The organism is Paraburkholderia sp. RL17-347-BIC-D (assembly GCF_046027915.1).
Lineage (GTDB): Bacteria > Pseudomonadota > Gammaproteobacteria > Burkholderiales > Burkholderiaceae > Paraburkholderia.
In genome coordinates this window covers 122,715-141,309 of the sequence record NZ_JARESS010000012.1, presented here as the reverse complement: position 1 = coordinate 141,309, position 18,595 = coordinate 122,715, and the positions used below count along the sequence as shown (strand labels likewise).

The following is an 18,595-nucleotide window of genomic DNA, read 5'->3' as shown; positions in this document are numbered from 1 at the left end:
GGTATGCAACGCGTGCGTTACGGATAGGACACGTAGACGTCGCTCAGCAGGTCTTCAGCAGTCGGCAACGGCGCAGCCTTGGCTTCCGTCACCGCACTCTCGATCAAACTCTTCACCTCGGCATCCACACCACGCAACTGATCCGCGCTCAGCATTTCGGCGCGCACCACGCGCTCTTCGAAACGCTTCAGGCAATCCTTCTCGTCGCGCAGTTTCTGCACTTCGCCGGGCGCGCGATAGGTTTGCGCGTCGCCTTCGAAGTGGCCGAAATAGCGCGAGAACTTCACTTCGACGAGCGTCGGACCGCCGCCTTTGCGCGCCCGTTCGATCGCTTCACCGAGCGCTTCATGCACGGCGAAGAAGTCGAACCCGTCCACGATCACGCCCGGCATGCCGAAGCCGCTCGCGCGATCCGCGATGTTGTCGGTCGCCACCGACCACGTCGAAGATGTCGCCTCTGCGTAGCCATTGTTCTCCGCCACGAAAATCGCCGGCAGCCGCCATACCGAGGCCAGGTTCAACGATTCGAAAATCACGCCCTGATTCGACGCGCCGTCGCCGAAGAAGCACACGCCGACGCCGCCCGACTTCTTGTACTTCGCCGCCAGCGCCGCGCCGCAAATCAATGGGCCGCCCGCGCCGACGATGCCGTTCGCACCTAACATCCCTTTCGACAGGTCGGCGATATGCATCGAACCGCCCTTGCCGTGGCACACACCGGTCTTGCGTCCGTAGATCTCGGCCATCATGCCGCGCACATCCACGCCCTTGGCGATGCAATGACCGTGGCCGCGGTGCGTGGTCGCCACATAGTCGGCGTCGTTCAGATGCAGCATCGTGCCGACCGCCGACGCTTCTTCGCCCGCGTACAGATGCACGAAGCCGGGAATTTCGCCGGTCGCGAATTCAACGTGCAGACGCTCCTCGAACTCGCGGATCGTGCGCATCATGCGATACGCCTTCAGTAGCTCTTCCTTGCTCAACTCAGTTGAAACCGACATGGTGTGTCTCCTTGGAATAAATGCACTGCCTGCCCACTACCTACCCTTGATGCGCAACCACGTTCGCCACTTCCCGCACCAGTTGACGCGACGCCGCGAAACGCAGCGTGCGTTCGACGTCGACGGTCAGCGGCCCTTCCCAATCCAGCGCGATCTCATAGCGGTCGCCACGCTCCAGTTCGATTTCGCGCTCGCCGTCGAAGGCGAGCGTGCCGTGCTCGGTTTCCAGCGTCCTCCACACGCCGACTTCGAAGCGTTCGCACGTGCGCATCAGCACGCGCTCGACGCGGCCCGGCGCAATGGGCGCCACTAGCGGCACGCCGGATTCGCCGGGTGCTGCAAAGCGCAGATGCAAACCGTGCGACGCGGTGCGCTCCACGGGCGCCCACGCTCCGCCGATCGACGAGAGGCCGATGCCGTCGGGCGCGGCGAACGTGAGAAAGAGTTCTTCGATATCGGCCGGATCGGAGACGGCCCGCGCGCCGACGAAGCGCTGACGGCTCACGCAGACATCGACCAGCGCGATCTCCTCGCGGCCGCGATTCGGCCCGGCCGTGCAGCGCACCACGAGCCGCTTGTTGCGCATCAGCGCGACATCCGGCGGCACCGCGCCCGACGCGACGAGCGCGCCGGCGAGGCCGGCCACGGTGGCTTCGCGCAAATCCGGAAAGGCGTTGTTGGTGCCGGTGGACAAAGTCAGCAGCGGCACTCTTGCGCAATGCGCGGCCACGGCGCGGTGCGTGCCGTCGCCACCGAGCACGGCGATCAACTCGACGCCCGCCCGCAGCATCGCGGCGACCCCCGCGTGGGTATCGGCGACGCTGTCGGTGATCGGCTGTTCGATGAACTCGACTTCCGGCCAGCGCTGTTGCGCGGCGACGGCGTCGTGCGTGTCGAGCGCGCGCAGCAGCAGCGCCGCCACGCCGGTCCGGTCGCGCAGACACAGCACGCGCGTTACTCCGAGCGTGCCGAGCCCGGCCAGCAAGCGCACCACCATGTTGGCTTTTTCGGAGGTCGGAAACACCGACGCATAGGAAGTGAGGCGGCGAATGTCGCGACCCGACGCAGGGTTCGCGATCACGCCGACGGTGATGGGCGATGGCACTGTGCTTGTCTCCTGTTTCGCCGTCGTCAAACGATGGCGCTTTGTCATGCGTAGGACACTGCAAAGGGTGTGCCAATCTGCTGAGAAATCACACCGCCGCGCGAAAGTGCCCTGTTTAAAGGGCTTTTCGCATCGAGATGCAAATCTGGATGGTGAGCCGGCACCACGCGACGCAGCGTTCCAGGCGTCTCACGCCCGGCGCGTGCAACGTTCGCAGCGTGGCCGAGCAATACGAAGACACGTCGCAAACCCTTTACCCGTCTCGATCTGCGCGACAAGGTCAACCGTCTCACCTGAGACTGAGACAATCGTCTCACGCGTCTCGCGTGCTGCATTGCAATGTGATTCATCAACCGGGATGTGATACAAGAACACCCTGATCTCACTGTGTGTCGCTCGCCTGGAGCCGACCATGCCTTACGTCTCGCAGACCCAGCACATCGACCGCGTGCGTGGCGCCATTGAAGGACGCCTGCCCGCGCCCGCCGATTCTCCGCGGCTCGTATCGTCGTGGCAGCGTTCGTTCGAACAGTACCGGCTCGACCCCGGCGCCGTGATCGGACCGCGCGTGCTGACGTCGGCGGAATTGCGCGAAGTGCAAGGCAAGGAAGAAGCCTTTCTGCGTGCATCGGGCCAATGCCTGACACGTCTGCACGACATGATTCGCGTCGCCGACTATTGCGTGATGCTCACCGACGCGCACGGCGTCACCATCGACTACCGGATCGATCGCGAACGTCGCAGCGATTTCAAGCATGCGGGCCTGTATATCGGGTCGTGCTGGTCCGAGCGCGAAGAAGGCACGTGCGGCGTGGCGAACGTGCTGACCGATCTCGCGCCGATCATCGTGCACAAGACCGATCATTTCCGCGCGGCGTTCACCACGCTCACCTGCAGCGCGGCGCCGATCTTCGCGCCGACCGGCGAGATGATCGGCGTGCTCGATGCCTCCGCCGTGCAGTCGCCGGATAACCGCGACAGTCAGCGGCTCGTGTTTCAACTGGTGCGGCAAAGCGCTGGCCTGATCGAAGACGGCTACTTCCTCAATCAAACGACCCAGCACTGGATTCTGTTCGGCCATTCGAGCCGCAACTTTGTCGAGGCGCAGCCCGAAGTGCTGATCGCCTTCGACGAATGCGGCAATCTCGTTGCCGCCAATCGCAAGGCGCGCGAGTGCATTCCGGCGCTGAACGGCCCGCGTCACATCGACGACGTATTCGACACGTCGGGCTCGCACCTGCACGACGTCGCGCGCACGGATGCGATTGTCGGCTTGCGCCTGCGCGCGACCGGGACGACGTTGTATGCGCGTATTCGCGCGCCGCTCAGGCGTATGCCGCGCTCGGCGTCCACGATGCACGATGGCGCCGCAAGATCGGCGCAAACCGCGTCGCAAAACGATCTGCAACTCGGTGCGCTCGGATGTTTTCTACACAGCGCGGATCCGCAGATCGCGCATAACGCGGCCGTTGCTTTGCGCGTGATGGGCAAACGTCTGCCGATTCTGATTCTCGGCGAGACCGGCGTCGGCAAGGAAGTGTTCGCGCGCGCGGTGCATGATTCGGGCGCACGGCGCGCGAGGCCGTTTATCGCGGTGAATTGCGGCGCGATTCCGGAATCGCTGATCGAAAGCGAATTGTTCGGCTACGCACCCGGTGCCTTCACCGGCGCACGCAGCCGCGGCGCACGCGGCAAGATTGCGCAGGCGCATACAGGTACGCTGTTTCTCGATGAAATCGGCGACATGCCGCTCGATCTGCAAACGCGGCTACTGCGCGTGTTGGCCGAAGACGAAGTGACGCCGCTCGGCGGCGATGCGCCCGTGCGCGTGAATATCGACGTGATTTGCGCTACGCACCGCGGTCTCGCGCAGATGGTCGCGGCCGGCACGTTCCGCGAAGACCTCTATTACCGGTTGAGCGGCGCGTCTTTACCGATGCCGCCGCTGCGCGAGCGCGCGGATATCCGCGACGTGATCGACGCGGTCTTCGACGAAGAAGCGCAAATGGCCGGCCACGTGCTCACGCTGGACCCATACCTTGCCGAGCGCCTGATGGGGTTCGCATGGCCGGGCAACATTCGCCAGTTGCGCAATGTGCTGCGCTACGCGTGCGCGATCTGCGACGGCGCACGGGTGGAATTGCGCCATGTCGCGCCGGATATAGCGGCGTTGCTCGCGCCTGAAGCCGCGCACAAACCGGCGTTATTGCGGATTCACCCACATGACGGCCGGCAACGGGATGCGCGGCAGGACCCGCGTGAAGAGCGCGCACGCATTATCGATGCGCTCACGCGCCATCAATGGCGGCCGAACGCGGCGGCGCAAGCGCTCGGCATGTCGCGCGCCACCTTGTATCGACGCATTGCGTCGCTGGGTATCGTCGCGCCGCATCGACGCTGAAGCGCCGGCTGTCAGCGTGATCCGTAGCGTCGACGCGTGGTCGACGTCTTCACTACGTGATCTCGTAACCCACCATGAACGCAGGCATGGGATGTCGCCTCATAGGCTGGCGACGCAAGCACTACGCATTGCGAAGGATCCCGAGCGGTTCGCACACCCGTTCAAATGAATGGCGATTTTTTGATTGACAAGACCTGCGGCAAAACGGCACACTCGATCTCATGTTGACGCACATCTCCATCGCAAATGCGATTACACACCCGAAGCGAGCCATCATCGGCTGGCCATTGGGAGTGCGTGCGCGTTAGCAGTCTGAATCTGCGTAAGACATCCCCAAGGCCCCGCCGGTAACGGAAGGGGCCTTTTGTTTTGTGGGCGCCTCCGTCAGCCGGCTTGATGACGGAGAACGAGATGGATCAGGCAAGCCCGCAGTGCATGGATGATGAATCGAGTCTGGTGGCGTATCGGCACGACGACCGTCTGCCGAAGCTGGTGCTGCATTTTTCAGTCATGCCAGGCGCGACGCTGACCTGGCGTGTCGAAGCCGATGGCACGCTCGCCGTGCAAGGCGCGCGCCTCTGGCTCACACGCGTCAGTTCACCTTACGATCATTGGCTCGATCCGGGCCACACATTCCAGCTGCAACGCGGCGAGCGTGTGTGGCTCAGTACGGATGGCGAATGCGCCGCGCGCGTGTCGCTGAGCTACGCGCTCCCGGCGCGAGGCGGCCTGCTCAGACGCTGGCTGGGACGGCTCGCGTGGTTGAGTCTGGGGCCGCCTGCGCCGCGTTAGCCGCGCACGTGAAGGCGAGCTGTGTTCGTGGCAAAAAAAGCAAAACACCCCTTAATACAAGGGGTGTTTTTGTGGCTGCCGATTGCCCGACGTTATTTCGGCGTCACCTGCACGGCCGCCGCCGACACGAATACCGCGTGGATCGTATCGCCGACCTTGACGTCCTTCAGATCGACGTCGGGACCGGCTTCGAGCGTTTGCGTCTGGTACGCGCCGCGCAGCGTGACCAGACGCTTCTTGCGGTCGATCTTCTGCACGGTAGCGAGCACTTCGATCTGGCGCGCCGATTCGAAGCCGCCCGAGGCCGGGGCGTACACCTGCGTGTCGACACGCGCGCGAATGCCCTTGTCCTTGCCGGTGACCTTCTCGGCCTTCACAAGGAGCGCATTCTTGTAGAGCACGTCCACCTGGTCACCCACCGTCAGCTTGTCGAATCCCTCCACCTGCTGGCTCACGAGCACGACCACCACGTTGCCGCCCTGCCCCTTGAGCGTGAGCGTGCGGGTGCCCGGATCAATTCCGACGATCTGCGCCTTCATATGCACCGGCTCCACCGCGCCGACGATGCCTTGCGCGGCACTGGCCATGGCATCTTGCGCCCATGCCGGCTGGGCTGCGGCAAACGCCGCGACCATCAACGCTGCTCCAATCGTCGCTGCCTTCATTTGCATGCTCCTTGAGAGTTTGTTCGATCCAGCGTAACGGCGAGCTGAAACCGCGGAATGCGGACTCTTAACGCCATGAGTGCCTGTATATCTTCAGGATGGTAGTTTTCAAAAGGTACGACGCAAACGATTTTACATGCCTGACAACAACCCGCAATTGATTGAATTGTGATTTTCAAATGAATGCGCGCGGCCATTAAAGCGCCGCGGCATCGCGTCACAGCGGCATCCTGCCAGCCGGCCGAGCAAGGATATTCTCACGCCCATTCTTAAATGCAGACAGCATTAAATGCAGACTGTGTGGCGGCCGAATTGGCAATCGATGTTTTCCGGTATTCCGCCATAATCAAAAGCGTCTTTAGATCGAATTAGACACGCATTCGATATACTCGCCGCACAAAAAGAAACAGCCTCGTCGCATGAGCGACGAGGCTGTTCATCCAGCTTCAACCGTAGCGCGGACCAAGCCGCTAAACCATCACACCCGCTCGATCGCGATCGCAATGCCCTGGCCGACGCCGATACACATCGTGCACAGCGCAAACCGGCCTTGCGTGCGATGCAGTTGATACATCGCGGTGGTCACCAGACGCGCGCCGCTCATGCCGAGCGGGTGGCCCAACGCGATCGCGCCGCCGTTCGGATTGACGCGGGCGTCGTCGTCGGCCACGCCGAGTGCGCGCAGCACCGCGAGACCTTGCGACGCGAACGCTTCGTTCAGTTCGATCACGTCGAATTGATCGATGGTCATGTTCAGACGCGCCAGCAGTTTTTGCGTGGCGGGCGCCGGGCCGATGCCCATCACGCGCGGCGCGACGCCGGCGGTGGCGATACCCAGCACGCGGGCGCGCGGCGTGAGACCGAAGCGCTTCGCCGTTTCTTCATTCGCGAGCAACAGTGCCGCAGCGCCGTCGTTCACGCCCGACGCGTTGCCTGCCGTAACGGTGCCGTCCGGACGCACCACGCCCTTGAGCTTGGCGAGCGTTTCGAGGCTCGTCTCACGCGGATGCTCGTCTTGCAGCACCGTGATCGGATCGCCCTTCTTCTGGGCGATCGTCACGCCGACGATTTCCTGCGCGAGCGTGCCGTCGCGTTGCGCGCGCGCCGCTTTCTGCTGGCTGCGCACGGCGAACGCGTCCTGATCGGCACGGCTGATGTTGTAGTCGGTCGCAACGTTCTCGCCCGTTTCCGGCATCGAATCGACGCCGTACATTTTCTTCATCAGCGGGTTAACGAAACGCCAGCCGATGGTCGTGTCGTAGATGTCCGCCTGACGCGAAAACGCGGTGGGCGCCTTGCCCATCACGAACGGCGCACGGCTCATGCTTTCCACGCCGCCGGCCACCATCAATGCGGCCTCGCCCGATTTGATGGCGCGCGCCGCAATGCCGACCGCATCCATGCCCGAACCGCACAGGCGGTTCACCGTCGAGCCCGGCACGCCTTGCGGCAAACCGGCCAGCAACAGCGACATGCGCGCGACGTTGCGGTTGTCCTCGCCGGCCTGATTCGCGCAGCCGTAGATCACGTCGTCGATTGCGTTCCAGTCGACGTCCTTGTTGCGCTCCATCAGCGCCTTGAGCGGCACGGCGCCCAGATCGTCGGCGCGCACCGACGACAGCGAACCCGCATAGCGGCCGATGGGGGTGCGAATCGCGTCGCACAGGAATGCTTCGGTCATGTGATGTCTCCAGTTGATGTGCTGCATGCGCTGCGCCGCGGCCGGATTGCCGGCGTGGCGCGCACCGGACGCACCGGCAAGCGCGACGGGAAGCGGCTGCAAGGCAGCCGTCGCATCGATTCAGCTTAGCGCAGGACGATGAACGATGGGCTCGAGAATTCCGCAATTTGTTCTTGATACGAACATACGGTCATGTATCGAACAACTAGACACGATAATATGCGTGTGGCCGAAAGCATGTCAAGCGCGGCCAGGCCCGCACCAGGGAATACGTGCAAGCCGCGGCCGTTCTTGCCAAGGATCAGACGAATGACGCGCCCGTGCCCGCAGCCCTGTTTCCAAGGCTCGGGCACGGGGCTGGAGACTGCGTGGGGGTGTTTCTAGCGGAGCTGGATGTGCTCGTCCTCGATATAGCTGCGGATCACGTCGGCAAAATTGCGCTCGCCGCTCAACCCCAGCCCTTCGGCGCGCGACGTATCCCACCGTCCCGGCCAGCTACCCACGATCTTTTCGACGCGCGCATCCGGTTCCCACACGATCCGCCCGGCAACCGCATCGCCCGCCACCTCGCGCAGCGCGGCGACCATTTCGTCGACGCTTACCGAAATACCCGGCAAGTTCAGCACACGCTGGTTACCGAGCGCGGCGGAATCGAGTTCGAGTCCGGCGATCAGACTCTCGATCGCCTTGCGCGGCGACAGCAGCCACAGGCGCGTCGAGCCCGCGACCGGGCACACCGCCGCTTCGCCGTTCAACGGCTCGCGAATGATGCCGCTCGCGAACGACGACGCCGCCGCATTCGGCTTGCCCGGCCGCACGCTGATGGTGGGCAGGCGCAACACGCGGCCGTCGACGAAACCGCGCCGCGCGTAATCGTTGAGCAGCAACTCGGCGATCGCCTTCTGCGCGCCATACGAGGACTGCGGATTCAACGCGGTATCGTTCTGCACGACCGCGGGCAGTTCGCCGCCATAGACCGCCACGGAACTCGTGAACAGCACGCGCGGCCGGTGGCCACGCTGCCGGCAGGTTTCGAGCAGCAGCCGCGACGCATCCAGATTGATACGCATGCCGAGATCGAAATCCGCTTCGGCCTGACCGCTCACGATCGCGGCCAGATGGAAGATCGCCGAAGTCTTGTCGTCGATCACGAGCTCGAGCACGCTGCGCTCGGCGATGTCGCCCACTTCCGTGCGTACGCGGCTGTCGCCGAAATCGTTGGCTTGCACCACGTCGAGCAACACCAGTTCGGTGATCGCTTGCGGCGTGCCTTGCGTGTCTTTCAGGGAGCCGCGCGCGAGCAGTTCACGCGCGAGACGCTGGCCGAGAAAACCCGCGCCGCCGGTAATCAGTACTTTCATGATGAGTTTCGTCCTTGTTAGCGGGTCGCGTTCAGATACGGTTTGAACCAGCCGAGGCCGGCCGAAGTGCCCGCGCGCGGCCGGTATTCGCAGCCGATGTAGCCGTCGTAGCCGAGCGAGTCGATCAGTTCGAGCAGATACGGGTAGTTCAGCTCACCCGTATCGGGTTCATGCCGTTCCGGCACGCCCGCGATCTGAATGTGGCCGATGCCGCCCATATCGCGTTTGAGTTTCACCGCGAGGTCGCCTTCGACGATCTGGCAGTGGTAGCAGTCGAACTGCACTTTCAGATTCGGCGCACCGACTTCCGCGCAGATCGCTTGCGCCTCGTCCTGACGGGTCAGAAAGAAGCCTGGCATGTCGCGCGTATTGATCGGCTCGATCACGACCGTGATGCCTTCGGCTTGCGCGGCCTTGGCGGCATACGCGAGATTGCTCAGATACACCTCGCGATGTTTCGCGCGCGGCTGATCCGCGCCGATCAGGCCGGCCATCACATGCAGCTTGCGATTGCCGATCACGCGCGCGTAGTCGAGCGCGGTCTGGACGCCGCGCCGGAATTCGTCTTCGCGGCCGGGCAGCGAGGCAATGCCGCGCTCGCCGCCAGCCCAGTCGCCGGGCGGCGCATTGAAGAGCGCTTGTGTGAGACCGCTGGCATCGAGCCGCGCCTTGATCTCGTCGGCGCGGAAATCGTAGGGGAACAGAAACTCGACCGCTTCGAAACCGTCTTGCGCCGCGGCGGCGAAACGGTCGAGGAAAGCGTGCTCGTTGTACATCATCGAGAGGTTGGCGGCGAAGCGAGGCATGGCGGCGACTCCTTAAAAACGGTTTGATGCGGCGCGCGGCAGCGACCCATGCCGCGCGTGAATGTCGATTTATCGGTTGACCAGTTTGGCCGGCGTGAGCCACGTGGCGATCGCGCCGATCACCAGCATGCCGGCCAGCACGTACATACCGGTCTGCGTGCTATGCGTGAGGTCCTTCAGATAGCCGATCATGTAAGGGCTCGCGAAACCCGCGAGATTGCCGATCGAATTGATGATCGCGATGCCAGCCGCAGCGGTCGCGCCCGACATGAACGCGGTGGGCAGCGACCAGAAGAGCGGCGCGCAGGTCAGCACACCGGCGGCGGCGAGCGAGAGAAACGCGATCGACACCACCGTGTTATCCGCAAACGAAGCCGCCACCGTGAAGCCGACCGCGCCGAACAACGCCGGCACGATCAGATGCCAGCGGCGCTCACGGCGCTTGTCGGCGCTGTGCCCCATCAGATTCATCACGACGATCGCGCACAGAAACGGAATCGCGCTCAGCAGACCAATATTGAATGCACCAGTCACACCCGTCGATTTGACGAGCGTCGGCATCCAGAACGTCAGGCCGTATTGCCCGGTGACGAACGCGAAATAGATCAGCGACATCCACCACGTGCGCGGATCGCGGAACACCGCGCCAAGCGAATGCTTCTGGGTTTGCTCCTTCGGCTGCGCGGCGGCGATTTCATCGGTGAGCAGGCGCTTTTCGCGTTCGCTCAGCCACTTCGCGGCGGAGATGCCGTTGTCGAGATACAGGATCGTGGCGATGCCGATCACGATGGCGGGGATCGCTTCGATCAGGAACATCCATTGCCAGCCCGCGAAACCCGAGCTGTTGTGGAACGTCTGCATGATCCAGCCGGACAGCGGATTGCCGAAGATGCCCGACACCGGAATCGCCGACATGAACACCGCGATGATCTTCGCGCGCCGATGCGACGGGAACCAGTAGGTCAGGTACAGGATCACGCCGGGATAGAAACCGGCTTCGGCGAGGCCGAGAAAGAAGCGCAAGATGTAGAACTGCATCGGCGTCTTCACGAACACGAACACTGCCGAGAGCAAGCCCCACGTGATCATGATCCGCGCGATCCAGATCCGCGCGCCGAGCTTGTGCATCAGTATGTTGCTCGGCAACTCGAACAGGAAATAGCCGATGAAGAACACACCGGCGCCGAGGCCGAACACCGTTTCGCTGAACGCCAGGTCCTGCGACATCTGCAGTTTCGCGAAACCGACATTCACGCGGTCCAGATAGGCGACCACATAGCACAGCATCAGAAACGGCACGATGCGCCAGAACACTTTCTTATACGTGCGCTCGACTTCGGCGGCGCCGGGTTGTCCGGCGGCGTCGGCTGCAATTGGTTGGCTGGGTGTGGCCTGATACGAACTCATGCATTGTCTCCTTGATGAATGGCCCGACGCGGCGCAACGAGCGCAGCCGGGCTTTGTTATGTCGGTTTCCCTACCAGCGCGCGCCGAACACGGTGCGCAGTTCTTCGAGTGCGGCTTCGTCGAGCGGTGCGGGCCGCGGGGTCGTCATCAACCATAAACGCGCGGTCTCTTCGAGTTCTTCGAGCGCATACGCGGCTTGCGCCACTGACCGCTCCCACACCACCGGACCGAGACGTTCGAGCAGCACGGCGCGAACGCTGTCGGCGAGCGCGGCGATCTGTTCTGCGACCTGCGGATCGCCGGGCCGCTTGTAGCGAATCAGGGGGACGTGGCCCACTTTCATCACGTAGTACGGCGTGATAGGCGGCAGCACGTCGGTTTCGCGCCAGACGCCCGCGAGCGTCAGCGCGACCAGATGCGTCGAATGAGTGTGGACGACTCCGCGTGTCTCGCCGTTGCGCGCATAGATGCCGCGATGCAGCGCCAGCGTTTTCGACGGCCGGCTGCCGGACACCGCGTTGCCGTCGAGATCGACCTTGGCGATATCGGCGGGATCGAGCCGGCCGAGACAGGCATCGGTCGGCGTGATCAGCCAGCCGTCGTCGAGCCGCGCGCTGATATTGCCGGCGGTGCCCACCGTGTAGCCGCGTTGATAAAGACTCGCGCCGGTCACGCAGATTTCTTCGCGAACGCGCGCTTCGTCGGTCGTATGGAGTGCGGGCGTGCCGGTCATTGCGCGGCTCCGCTCAGATGACGCAGCGCTTTTTCGAAGAAGTCGGTCGTGCCGAAGTTGCCGGATTTCAGTGCGAGCGCCAGCGGTTCGGCGCCGGTCGTGGCGGTGGCCGGCACGCCGGGATCGATCTGCGCGCCGATCCGCAGCGTGTGCACGTCGAGCGCCTGCACGACGGCGCCCGAGGTCTCGCCGCCCGCTACCACGAACTTGCGCACGCCGCGCTCGCGCAGACCGCGAGCAATCGCGGCCAACGTGGATTCGACCAGATGTCCTGCTTCATTCACACCGAGTTCGCGCTGCACCGCCTTGACTTCGTCGGGCGTGGCAGTGGCATAGATCAGCATGGGCTCGGCTTTGTCGAGGTACGGCTGCGCAAAAGCCAGTGCCTGTTCGACGACGTTCTCACCACGCGCCGCGGCAAGCGGATCGATGCGAAATGCGGGCCGTGTGGCGCGCCACTCCGCGACCTGGGCGTTGGTCGCTTTCGATGCGCTGCCGGCCAGCACCGCCGACAGTCCGTCCACCGGCGGCAACTGCGCGGCGTCGGCCTGTTCTTCGAGCAAACCTGCACGGCGAAAGTTGGCCGGCAAACCCAACGCGACGCCGGAACCTCCGGTAATCAGCGTGAGGTCGGCGCAAGCTTCGCCGAGTACGTAGAGGTCGGCGTCGGACACCGCGTCGGCAATCGCCATGCGCACGCCTTCATCGCGCAACGTATCGAACGATTCGCGCACGGCCGCCACGCCTCGCGCTACAGCGTCATAACGCACGAGACCGACTTTCGATCGGGTCTGCCGTTGCAGCACGCTCACGAGGTTGGCATCGCGCATCGGTGTGAGCGGATGGTTTTCCATGCCCGACGCGTTGAGCAACGTGTCGCCGACAAACAGATGGCCGCGAAAGATCGTGCGGCCGTTCTCAGGAAATGCCGGACACGCGATCGTGAACGCATTGACGTTGCCGTTCGCGGATAACGCGTCGAGCAGCGCATCCGTGACCGGGCCGATGTTGCCCGCGTCGGTCGAATCGAATGTCGAGCAGTATTTGAAGAAGAACTGCCGGCAGCCTTGCGCACGCAGCCAGTCGAGCGCGGCGAGCGATTGCGCGACCGCATCGGCGGCGGGAATGGTGCGCGATTTCAGCGCGACCACCAGTGCGTCGGCTTCGAGCGTTTCGCTCGATGCGGGCACGCCGATGGTTTGCACGGTGCGCATGCCGCCGCGCACCAGCATGTTGGCGAGATCGGTGGCGCCGGTGAAGTCGTCGGCGATGCAGCCGAGTAGCGCGCGTTTCGTGTTTGCCGTCATGACGGTCTCCTGCTTACTTCGCCGCCGGCACGTCGATGCCGGGGAAAATCTTGATCACCGCGGAATCGTCTTCACCACCGTGACCGGCCGTGGACGCCATCATGAACATCTGATGCGCCGCCGCCGACAGCGGCAGCGGGAATTTGGAGCGACGCGCGGTATCGAGCACGAGGCCGAGATCCTTGACGAAAATATCGACGGCCGACAGCGGCGTGTAGTCGCCGTTCAGAATGTGCGGCACGCGGTTCTCGAACATCCACGAATTGCCCGCGCTGTGCGTGATGACCTCGTACAACGCATCCGGATCGACACCTTCGCGCAGGCCGAGCGCCATCGCCTCGGCGGCCACCGCGATATGCACGCCGGCCAGCAACTGATTGATGATCTTCACCTTCGACCCGGCGCCGTGCTCGGAGCCGAGGCGGTACACCTTGCCGGCCATCGCGGCCAGCACGTCCTCGCACGCGGCATAGGCCGCAGCAGGACCGGACGTCATCATGGTCATCTCGCCGGAGGCCGCGCGCGCCGCGCCGCCCGAGACCGGCGCGTCGAGCATCTGCAAACCGGCCGCCTCGATCCGCTTGCCGAGTTCGATCGCGAAGTCCGGCGCCACGGTCGCGCTGGCGATCACCACGCCGCCCTTTTTCATCGCTGGGACCGCGCCCTGCTCGCCGAACAGCACGGCCTCGGTTTGCGCGGCATTAACCACCAGCGTGACGACCACCTCGCACTGCGCGCCGAGTTCGGCAGGCGTCGCACAACCCACGCCGCCTTGCGCGACGAACGCATTCAGGATCTCGCTCCGCAGATCGCACGCATGGACCCGCAGACCCGCGCGCAGCAGCGAGCGCGCGACACCTAGGCCCATTGCACCAAGACCGATGACACCGACATTTCTGGACATGCTTGACCTCTATGAATTCGTTGGGCGCTCGCGCCTGAAACTGAGCACTGAATCTGAGCAATGAAGCTCAGCAAATCCCCGCTTCCGCGAGACGCCGTGCCGCGTTGTACATATGAGTTCGCGCCGCATTGCGCGCCGCCATCGGATCGCCTGCGCGAATCGCGGCAGCGATCGCCGCATGCTCTTCGCGCACCTGACGCGAAAAGTCTTCGCGCAGCGCCTCGTTGCGGCGCGTGACGACTGTGCCGGCTTCGAGGTATTGATTCAGGAACGTGAGGGTTTTGAGGAAATACGGATTGCCGGTGGCCGCCGCGATCGCGCGATGGAACGCGACGTCTTCAGCCACGCCGTCCTCGCCTTCGGCCACCGCCGCGTCGATCTTCGCGAGCGCCGCGTCGATCGACATCATGTCGGCGTCGCTGCGACGCATGGCGGCTTCCGACGCGACTTCCGCTTCGATCGCGCGCCGCAACGCGAGAATCTGCACCACCGAGCCGGGTTCGACCGCTTCCGCGTAGTCGATCCGCAGCGGCCGGACCGTGCCGTGCGCGGCGACGAACACGCCGCTGCCCTGGCGCGGCTCGACCACGCCCTCGTTCTTCAGCCGCGAGATCGCCTCGCGGATCACCGTGCGGCTCACCCCGAACTGCTGGGCGAGCACGGCCTCGGTCGGCAGCTTGCCGCCGCGCTCGAAGGTGCCTTTGTCGATCTGCTTGAGAAGCTGCTGCGCGACGGTGTCGCTCAACGCTCTCGCAGGAATCTTGTCGAACATCGATGCCTCGATTGATCATGTTATCGGGTCATCATACAAATTTTAGATGCCGGTTGCATCCATGCAAACCCTGGGATTTTTGTGCATCGGGCGGCAAAGTTGGCGAAACAGAAGGCTTAAGCTATCGTCACGCCTTTAGCGCGCCGCGCGGGGGATTCAAGCGTGGCGCGGGTCCGCCCTTCCTCGAATGCATCCTTCAAGGCCCATGAGCAAAGCCCTGCCGCCGTCTTCCGCCGTTCCCGTCAGCGCCGAACCGGCCCCGGACAAACCGGGCGACTCATATGTGCAGTCGTTCGCGCGCGGCCTCGCGGTGATCCGCGCGTTCGACGCCACGCGCCCCGAACAGACGCTCACAGACGTCGCCGCCGCCACCGGCCTCACACGCGCCGGCGCACGCCGCATTTTGCTGACCCTGCAAACGCTCGGCTATGTGGAGGCCGAAGGGCGCCTGTTCCGCCTCACGCCGAAGATTCTCGATCTCGGCTTCGCGTATCTGACCTCCATGCCGTTCTGGAACCTCGCCGAGCCGGTGATGGAACAACTGTCGGCGCAGGTCCACGAGAGCTGCTCGGCGGCCGTGCTCGACCGCACCGAGATCGTCTACGTGCTGCGCGTGCCGACTCACAAGATCATGACGATCAACCTGTCGATCGGCAGCCGGCTGCCGGCCTATTGCACGTCGATGGGCCGCGTGCTGCTCGCCGCGCTCGACGAGGAAACGCTCGAGACGACCCTGAACTCGGCGCCGCTCTACGCGCACACGCCGCGCACGGTCACCGACAAGGAAGAGTTGAAGAAGCTGATCGCGCAGGTGCGCCGCCAGGGCTGGGCGATCGTCGATCAGGAACTGGAAGGCGGACTGATTTCGCTGTCCGCGCCGATCCGCAATCGCCAGGGACGCGTGATCGCCGCGATGAATATCAGCGGCAATGCGCAGCGCAATTCGGCCAAGCAGATGGTGAAGGCGTTTCTGGAGCCGCTGCAGCACGCCGCGCAAACCGTCTCGGAGATGGTGGCACGGCGCGGGTAATTCCGGTCGTGGGCGCCGCGTCATGACGGCGCCCTGTTCGAGCAATCAATCGATCGGCTTGTCCGCCGTTTCCTTCAGCATCGAGACCGCGATCAACGACACCACGACGCACGCGGCGACATACCCGGCCGGCGCCAGCTTGCTGCCGGTCAGCTTGATCAGCCAGGTCGCGACGAGTTGCGCGGTCCCGCCGAACACGCACACGCTCAACGCATACGCGATCGAAATGCCGGTGGCGCGCACGCGCCGCGGAAACGACTCGCACATCAAGGCGAATTCCGACGCCGAGCCCATCGAGTAGAACAGCAGCATCAGCGCGGTCAGCGACATGATGACGGGCAACTGCGGAAAGCGGTTGATCAGCATGAAAGCCGGAAACAGCAGCAGCACCAGCACGCCGCGTCCGAACAGGATCGGCCGCTTGCGGCTACCAATGCGATCCGACAGCATGCCGAAGAGCGGACACGTGATCAGCATCACGAAGCCCGAGGCGACGCCCACCAGCATCGACAGCGACATTGGCAGGCCGAGCGTGTGGATCGCGTAGGTCGGCATGTAGAAGGTCAGGATGTAGGTCGAGACCGTGCCGCCCATCACCGTCAACGTGATCAGGATGAGCGGGCGCAAATGGCTAGTGAAGAGTTCATGCAGCACGCCGCGCTCGATGGCGTGGCTGTGCGCGCTGGCGGCGTCGTCGGCCAAGCGGCGGCGCAGGTACATGCCGACCGGCGCGATCAGCACGCCGAGCAGGAACGGAATGCGCCAGCCCCAGCTCTCCAGCGAGTCTTTCGGCAACGCGCCGGACAATGCCGCCGCGATGCCCGAGCCCATCAGCGCGGCGCCGCCTTGCGTGGCCAGTTGCCAGCTCGCGCGAAAGCCGCGCCGCGTGCCGCCGCCCTGTTCGAGCAGCGTGGACGTGGCCGCGCCGAACTCGCCGCCTTGCGAGAAGCCTTGCACGAGACGCGCCAGCACGATCAGCAAAGGCGCGGCGAGACCGATCTGCGCATAGGTCGGCGCGATCGCGATCAGGCCCGTGCTCACCGCCATCAGCATGATGGTCAGATTGAGCGCGGCTTTGCGGCCCTTGCGGTCCGCGTACACGCCAAGCATGACGCTGCCGAGCGGCCGCGTGATGAAGCCCGCCGCGAAGGTCGCCACCGACAGCAGCAACGACGTAGTCGGATCCGCCGACGGGAAATACAGCTTGCCGATGATCACGGCAAAAAAACCGTACACGGTGAAGTCGAAGAACTCGAGCCAGTTGCCGATCACCGCGGCGGCGATCGCGCCGCGGCTGGCGGGCCGGCTCGCCTGAACGGCGTGGCTCGCATTGGTCGTGGTACTCATCGCGTGGTCTTCCTCGTCGTTATGATTGTGGGACTCGACTCAGGCGCGGCTCGCCGCACCGGATCACTGGCCGAGATAGCGCTCCACCAGCCGCGTCCAGAACGCCGCGCCGACCGGCAAATTGCGGTCGTTGAAGTCGTAGTGCGGGTTGTGCACCATGCAGCCGTCTTCGCCCGCGCCGTTGCCGATGCGCAGGAACGTGCCCGGCCGCTTCTGTAGCATGAAGGCGAAGTCTTCGCTGCCCATCAGGATGTCGGTCTGCGCGACCACCTTGTCGTCGCCGACCAGTTCGCGCGCCACCTCCACCGCGAAGTCCGTTTCGGCATCCGAATTGACCACCACCGGATAGCCTTCGATGTACTCCACCACCGCCTTGCCGCCGTAGCTCGCAGCCTGGCTTTCGGCGAGCTCGGTAATGCGTTTCTTCAACAACGCGCGTACTTCCGGGCTGAACGAGCGCACGCTCAGCTCCAGCTTCGCGCTGCTCGAAATCACGTTGTTCGCGGTGCCCGCATGCATCGAGCCGACTGTCACCACCGCCGGTTGCGACGGATCGACGTTGCGCGCGACGATGGTCTGCAACGCCATCACGATGCTCGCCGCCACCACCACCGGATCGACCGTGAGATGCGGACGCGCCGCGTGGCCGCCGACGCCTTCAATCGTGATGATCGCCTTGTCGCCCGCCGACATGAACGGCCCTTTGCGGAACAGCAGCACGCCCGGCTCTTCGCCCGGATGGTTGTGCACGCCGAACACGGCGTCACAGGGGAAGCGCTCGAACAGGCCGTCGTTGATCATCTTCAGCGCGCCGCTGTCGATGCCACTCTCCTCGGCCGGCTGGAAGTACAGATGCACCGTGCCGGAAAAATTGCGCGTGGCCGCGAGCCGTTGCGCGGCGCCGAGCAGCATCGTCGTGTGGCCGTCGTGGCCGCATGCGTGCATCTTGCCGTGCGTGCCGCTCGCATACGGCAGGCCGGTTTGCTCGACGATCGGCAGCGCGTCCATGTCGGCGCGAATGCCGATGCTGCGCTTGCCGTCGCCCACCTTCAGCGTGCCCACCACACCCGTCTGGCCGACGCCGCGCGTGACCTGCCAGCCCCATTGCTCGAGCTTCTCGGCGACCAGCGCGCTCGTCTGGTGTTCCTCGTAGGCCAGTTCCGGGTGGTGGTGAATGTGATGGCGAATCTCGCGCAGGCTGTCGGCGGCGGGCGCCAGGTCGGACACTTCGGTAAAACGCGCGGCTTCGCTCATCTCTAGGACTCCATGGATTCATGGCCGCA

17 protein-coding genes are annotated in these 18,595 nt (G+C 64.3%); 4 read left to right on the top strand and 13 right to left on the bottom strand.

All coding sequences use genetic code 11. The annotated features are described in order from the left end of the window. Positions 1 to 17: 17 nt before the first annotated feature. The gene (locus P0D96_RS18530; protein WP_408314699.1) at positions 18 to 1,001 is read right to left on the bottom strand and encodes a thiamine pyrophosphate-dependent dehydrogenase E1 component subunit alpha; all 984 of its coding nucleotides are present in this window, start codon (positions 999 to 1,001) and stop codon (positions 18 to 20) included. Positions 1,002 to 1,041: 40 nt separating this feature from the next. Beyond that, positions 1,042 to 2,106: an ATP-NAD kinase family protein gene (locus tag P0D96_RS18525; protein WP_408314697.1), complete on the bottom strand. Its 1,065-nt coding sequence runs from the start codon at positions 2,104 to 2,106 to the stop codon at positions 1,042 to 1,044. Between the two features lie 412 nt (positions 2,107 to 2,518). Between P0D96_RS18525 and P0D96_RS18520 the strand changes: the two genes are divergently transcribed. Together P0D96_RS18520 and P0D96_RS18515 are read left to right on the top strand one after the other, a co-directional pair. Next, complete coding sequence (locus P0D96_RS18520; protein WP_408314695.1) at positions 2,519 to 4,507, top strand: sigma-54-dependent Fis family transcriptional regulator; 1,989 nt, start codon at positions 2,519 to 2,521, stop codon at positions 4,505 to 4,507. 411 nt (positions 4,508 to 4,918) lie between these two features. Further along, positions 4,919 to 5,299, top strand: a complete 381-nt coding sequence (locus P0D96_RS18515) for a DUF2917 domain-containing protein (protein WP_132382387.1) — start codon at positions 4,919 to 4,921, stop codon at positions 5,297 to 5,299. Between the two features lie 92 nt (positions 5,300 to 5,391). Here P0D96_RS18515 and P0D96_RS18510 read toward each other — a convergent pair whose 3' ends face one another. Both P0D96_RS18510 and pcaF read right to left on the bottom strand, forming a co-directional pair. Further along, on the bottom strand, positions 5,392 to 5,964 hold the full coding sequence (locus P0D96_RS18510) for a hypothetical protein (RefSeq protein ID WP_408177044.1): 573 nt from the start codon (positions 5,962 to 5,964) through the stop codon (positions 5,392 to 5,394). Between the two features lie 478 nt (positions 5,965 to 6,442). Further along, positions 6,443 to 7,645, bottom strand: coding sequence for a 3-oxoadipyl-CoA thiolase (pcaF, locus tag P0D96_RS18505; RefSeq protein ID WP_408314694.1), 1,203 nt, complete (start codon positions 7,643 to 7,645; stop codon positions 6,443 to 6,445). A gap of 3 nt (positions 7,646 to 7,648) precedes the next feature. Here pcaF and P0D96_RS18500 point away from each other — a divergent pair, with 3 nt between their 5' ends. Next, positions 7,649 to 7,774: a hypothetical protein gene (locus tag P0D96_RS18500; protein WP_279388644.1), complete on the top strand. Its 126-nt coding sequence runs from the start codon at positions 7,649 to 7,651 to the stop codon at positions 7,772 to 7,774. 251 nt (positions 7,775 to 8,025) lie between these two features. Here P0D96_RS18500 and denD read toward each other — a convergent pair whose 3' ends face one another. From denD to P0D96_RS18465, 7 genes are all read right to left on the bottom strand, one after another. Beyond that, on the bottom strand, positions 8,026 to 9,006 hold the full coding sequence (gene denD, locus P0D96_RS18495) for a D-erythronate dehydrogenase (protein WP_408314692.1): 981 nt from the start codon (positions 9,004 to 9,006) through the stop codon (positions 8,026 to 8,028). 17 nt (positions 9,007 to 9,023) lie between these two features. Continuing rightward, positions 9,024 to 9,812 carry a 2-oxo-tetronate isomerase gene (gene otnI / locus P0D96_RS18490; protein WP_408281809.1) on the bottom strand — a complete coding sequence of 263 codons (789 nt, stop codon included), beginning with the start codon at positions 9,810 to 9,812 and terminating at the stop codon, positions 9,024 to 9,026. A gap of 69 nt (positions 9,813 to 9,881) precedes the next feature. Then, positions 9,882 to 11,219, bottom strand: coding sequence for an MFS transporter (locus tag P0D96_RS18485; RefSeq protein WP_165924022.1), 1,338 nt, complete (start codon positions 11,217 to 11,219; stop codon positions 9,882 to 9,884). A gap of 70 nt (positions 11,220 to 11,289) precedes the next feature. Further along, entirely contained in the window at positions 11,290 to 11,952 is a 663-nt protein-coding gene (gene otnC, locus P0D96_RS18480) for a 3-oxo-tetronate 4-phosphate decarboxylase (RefSeq protein WP_408314691.1), read from the bottom strand. Then, a complete protein-coding gene (gene otnK, locus P0D96_RS18475; protein ID WP_408314689.1) occupies positions 11,949 to 13,259 on the bottom strand; it encodes a 3-oxo-tetronate kinase in 1,311 nt (436 codons plus the stop codon). Before otnK ends, otnC begins: the two co-directional genes overlap by 4 nt. Before the next feature lie 13 nt (positions 13,260 to 13,272). Further along, positions 13,273 to 14,163, bottom strand: a complete 891-nt coding sequence (gene ltnD, locus P0D96_RS18470; protein WP_408314687.1) for an L-threonate dehydrogenase — start codon at positions 14,161 to 14,163, stop codon at positions 13,273 to 13,275. 67 nt (positions 14,164 to 14,230) lie between these two features. Next, positions 14,231 to 14,935 (bottom strand): FadR/GntR family transcriptional regulator, encoded by a 705-nt coding sequence (locus tag P0D96_RS18465; protein ID WP_132382369.1) that lies wholly within the window; start codon positions 14,933 to 14,935, stop codon positions 14,231 to 14,233. Between the two features lie 205 nt (positions 14,936 to 15,140). Between P0D96_RS18465 and P0D96_RS18460 the strand changes: the two genes are divergently transcribed. Continuing rightward, on the top strand, positions 15,141 to 15,965 hold the full coding sequence (locus P0D96_RS18460; RefSeq protein ID WP_132382367.1) for an IclR family transcriptional regulator: 825 nt from the start codon (positions 15,141 to 15,143) through the stop codon (positions 15,963 to 15,965). 45 nt (positions 15,966 to 16,010) lie between these two features. Here the strand turns inward: P0D96_RS18460 and P0D96_RS18455 are convergent, their stop codons facing one another. Together P0D96_RS18455 and P0D96_RS18450 are read right to left on the bottom strand one after the other, a co-directional pair. Further along, a complete protein-coding gene (locus tag P0D96_RS18455; protein WP_408314685.1) occupies positions 16,011 to 17,312 on the bottom strand; it encodes an MFS transporter in 1,302 nt (433 codons plus the stop codon). Positions 17,313 to 17,375: 63 nt separating this feature from the next. After that, positions 17,376 to 18,566, bottom strand: a complete 1,191-nt coding sequence (locus P0D96_RS18450) for a M20 aminoacylase family protein (protein WP_408177033.1) — start codon at positions 18,564 to 18,566, stop codon at positions 17,376 to 17,378. Between the last annotated feature and the right edge of the window lie 29 nt (positions 18,567 to 18,595).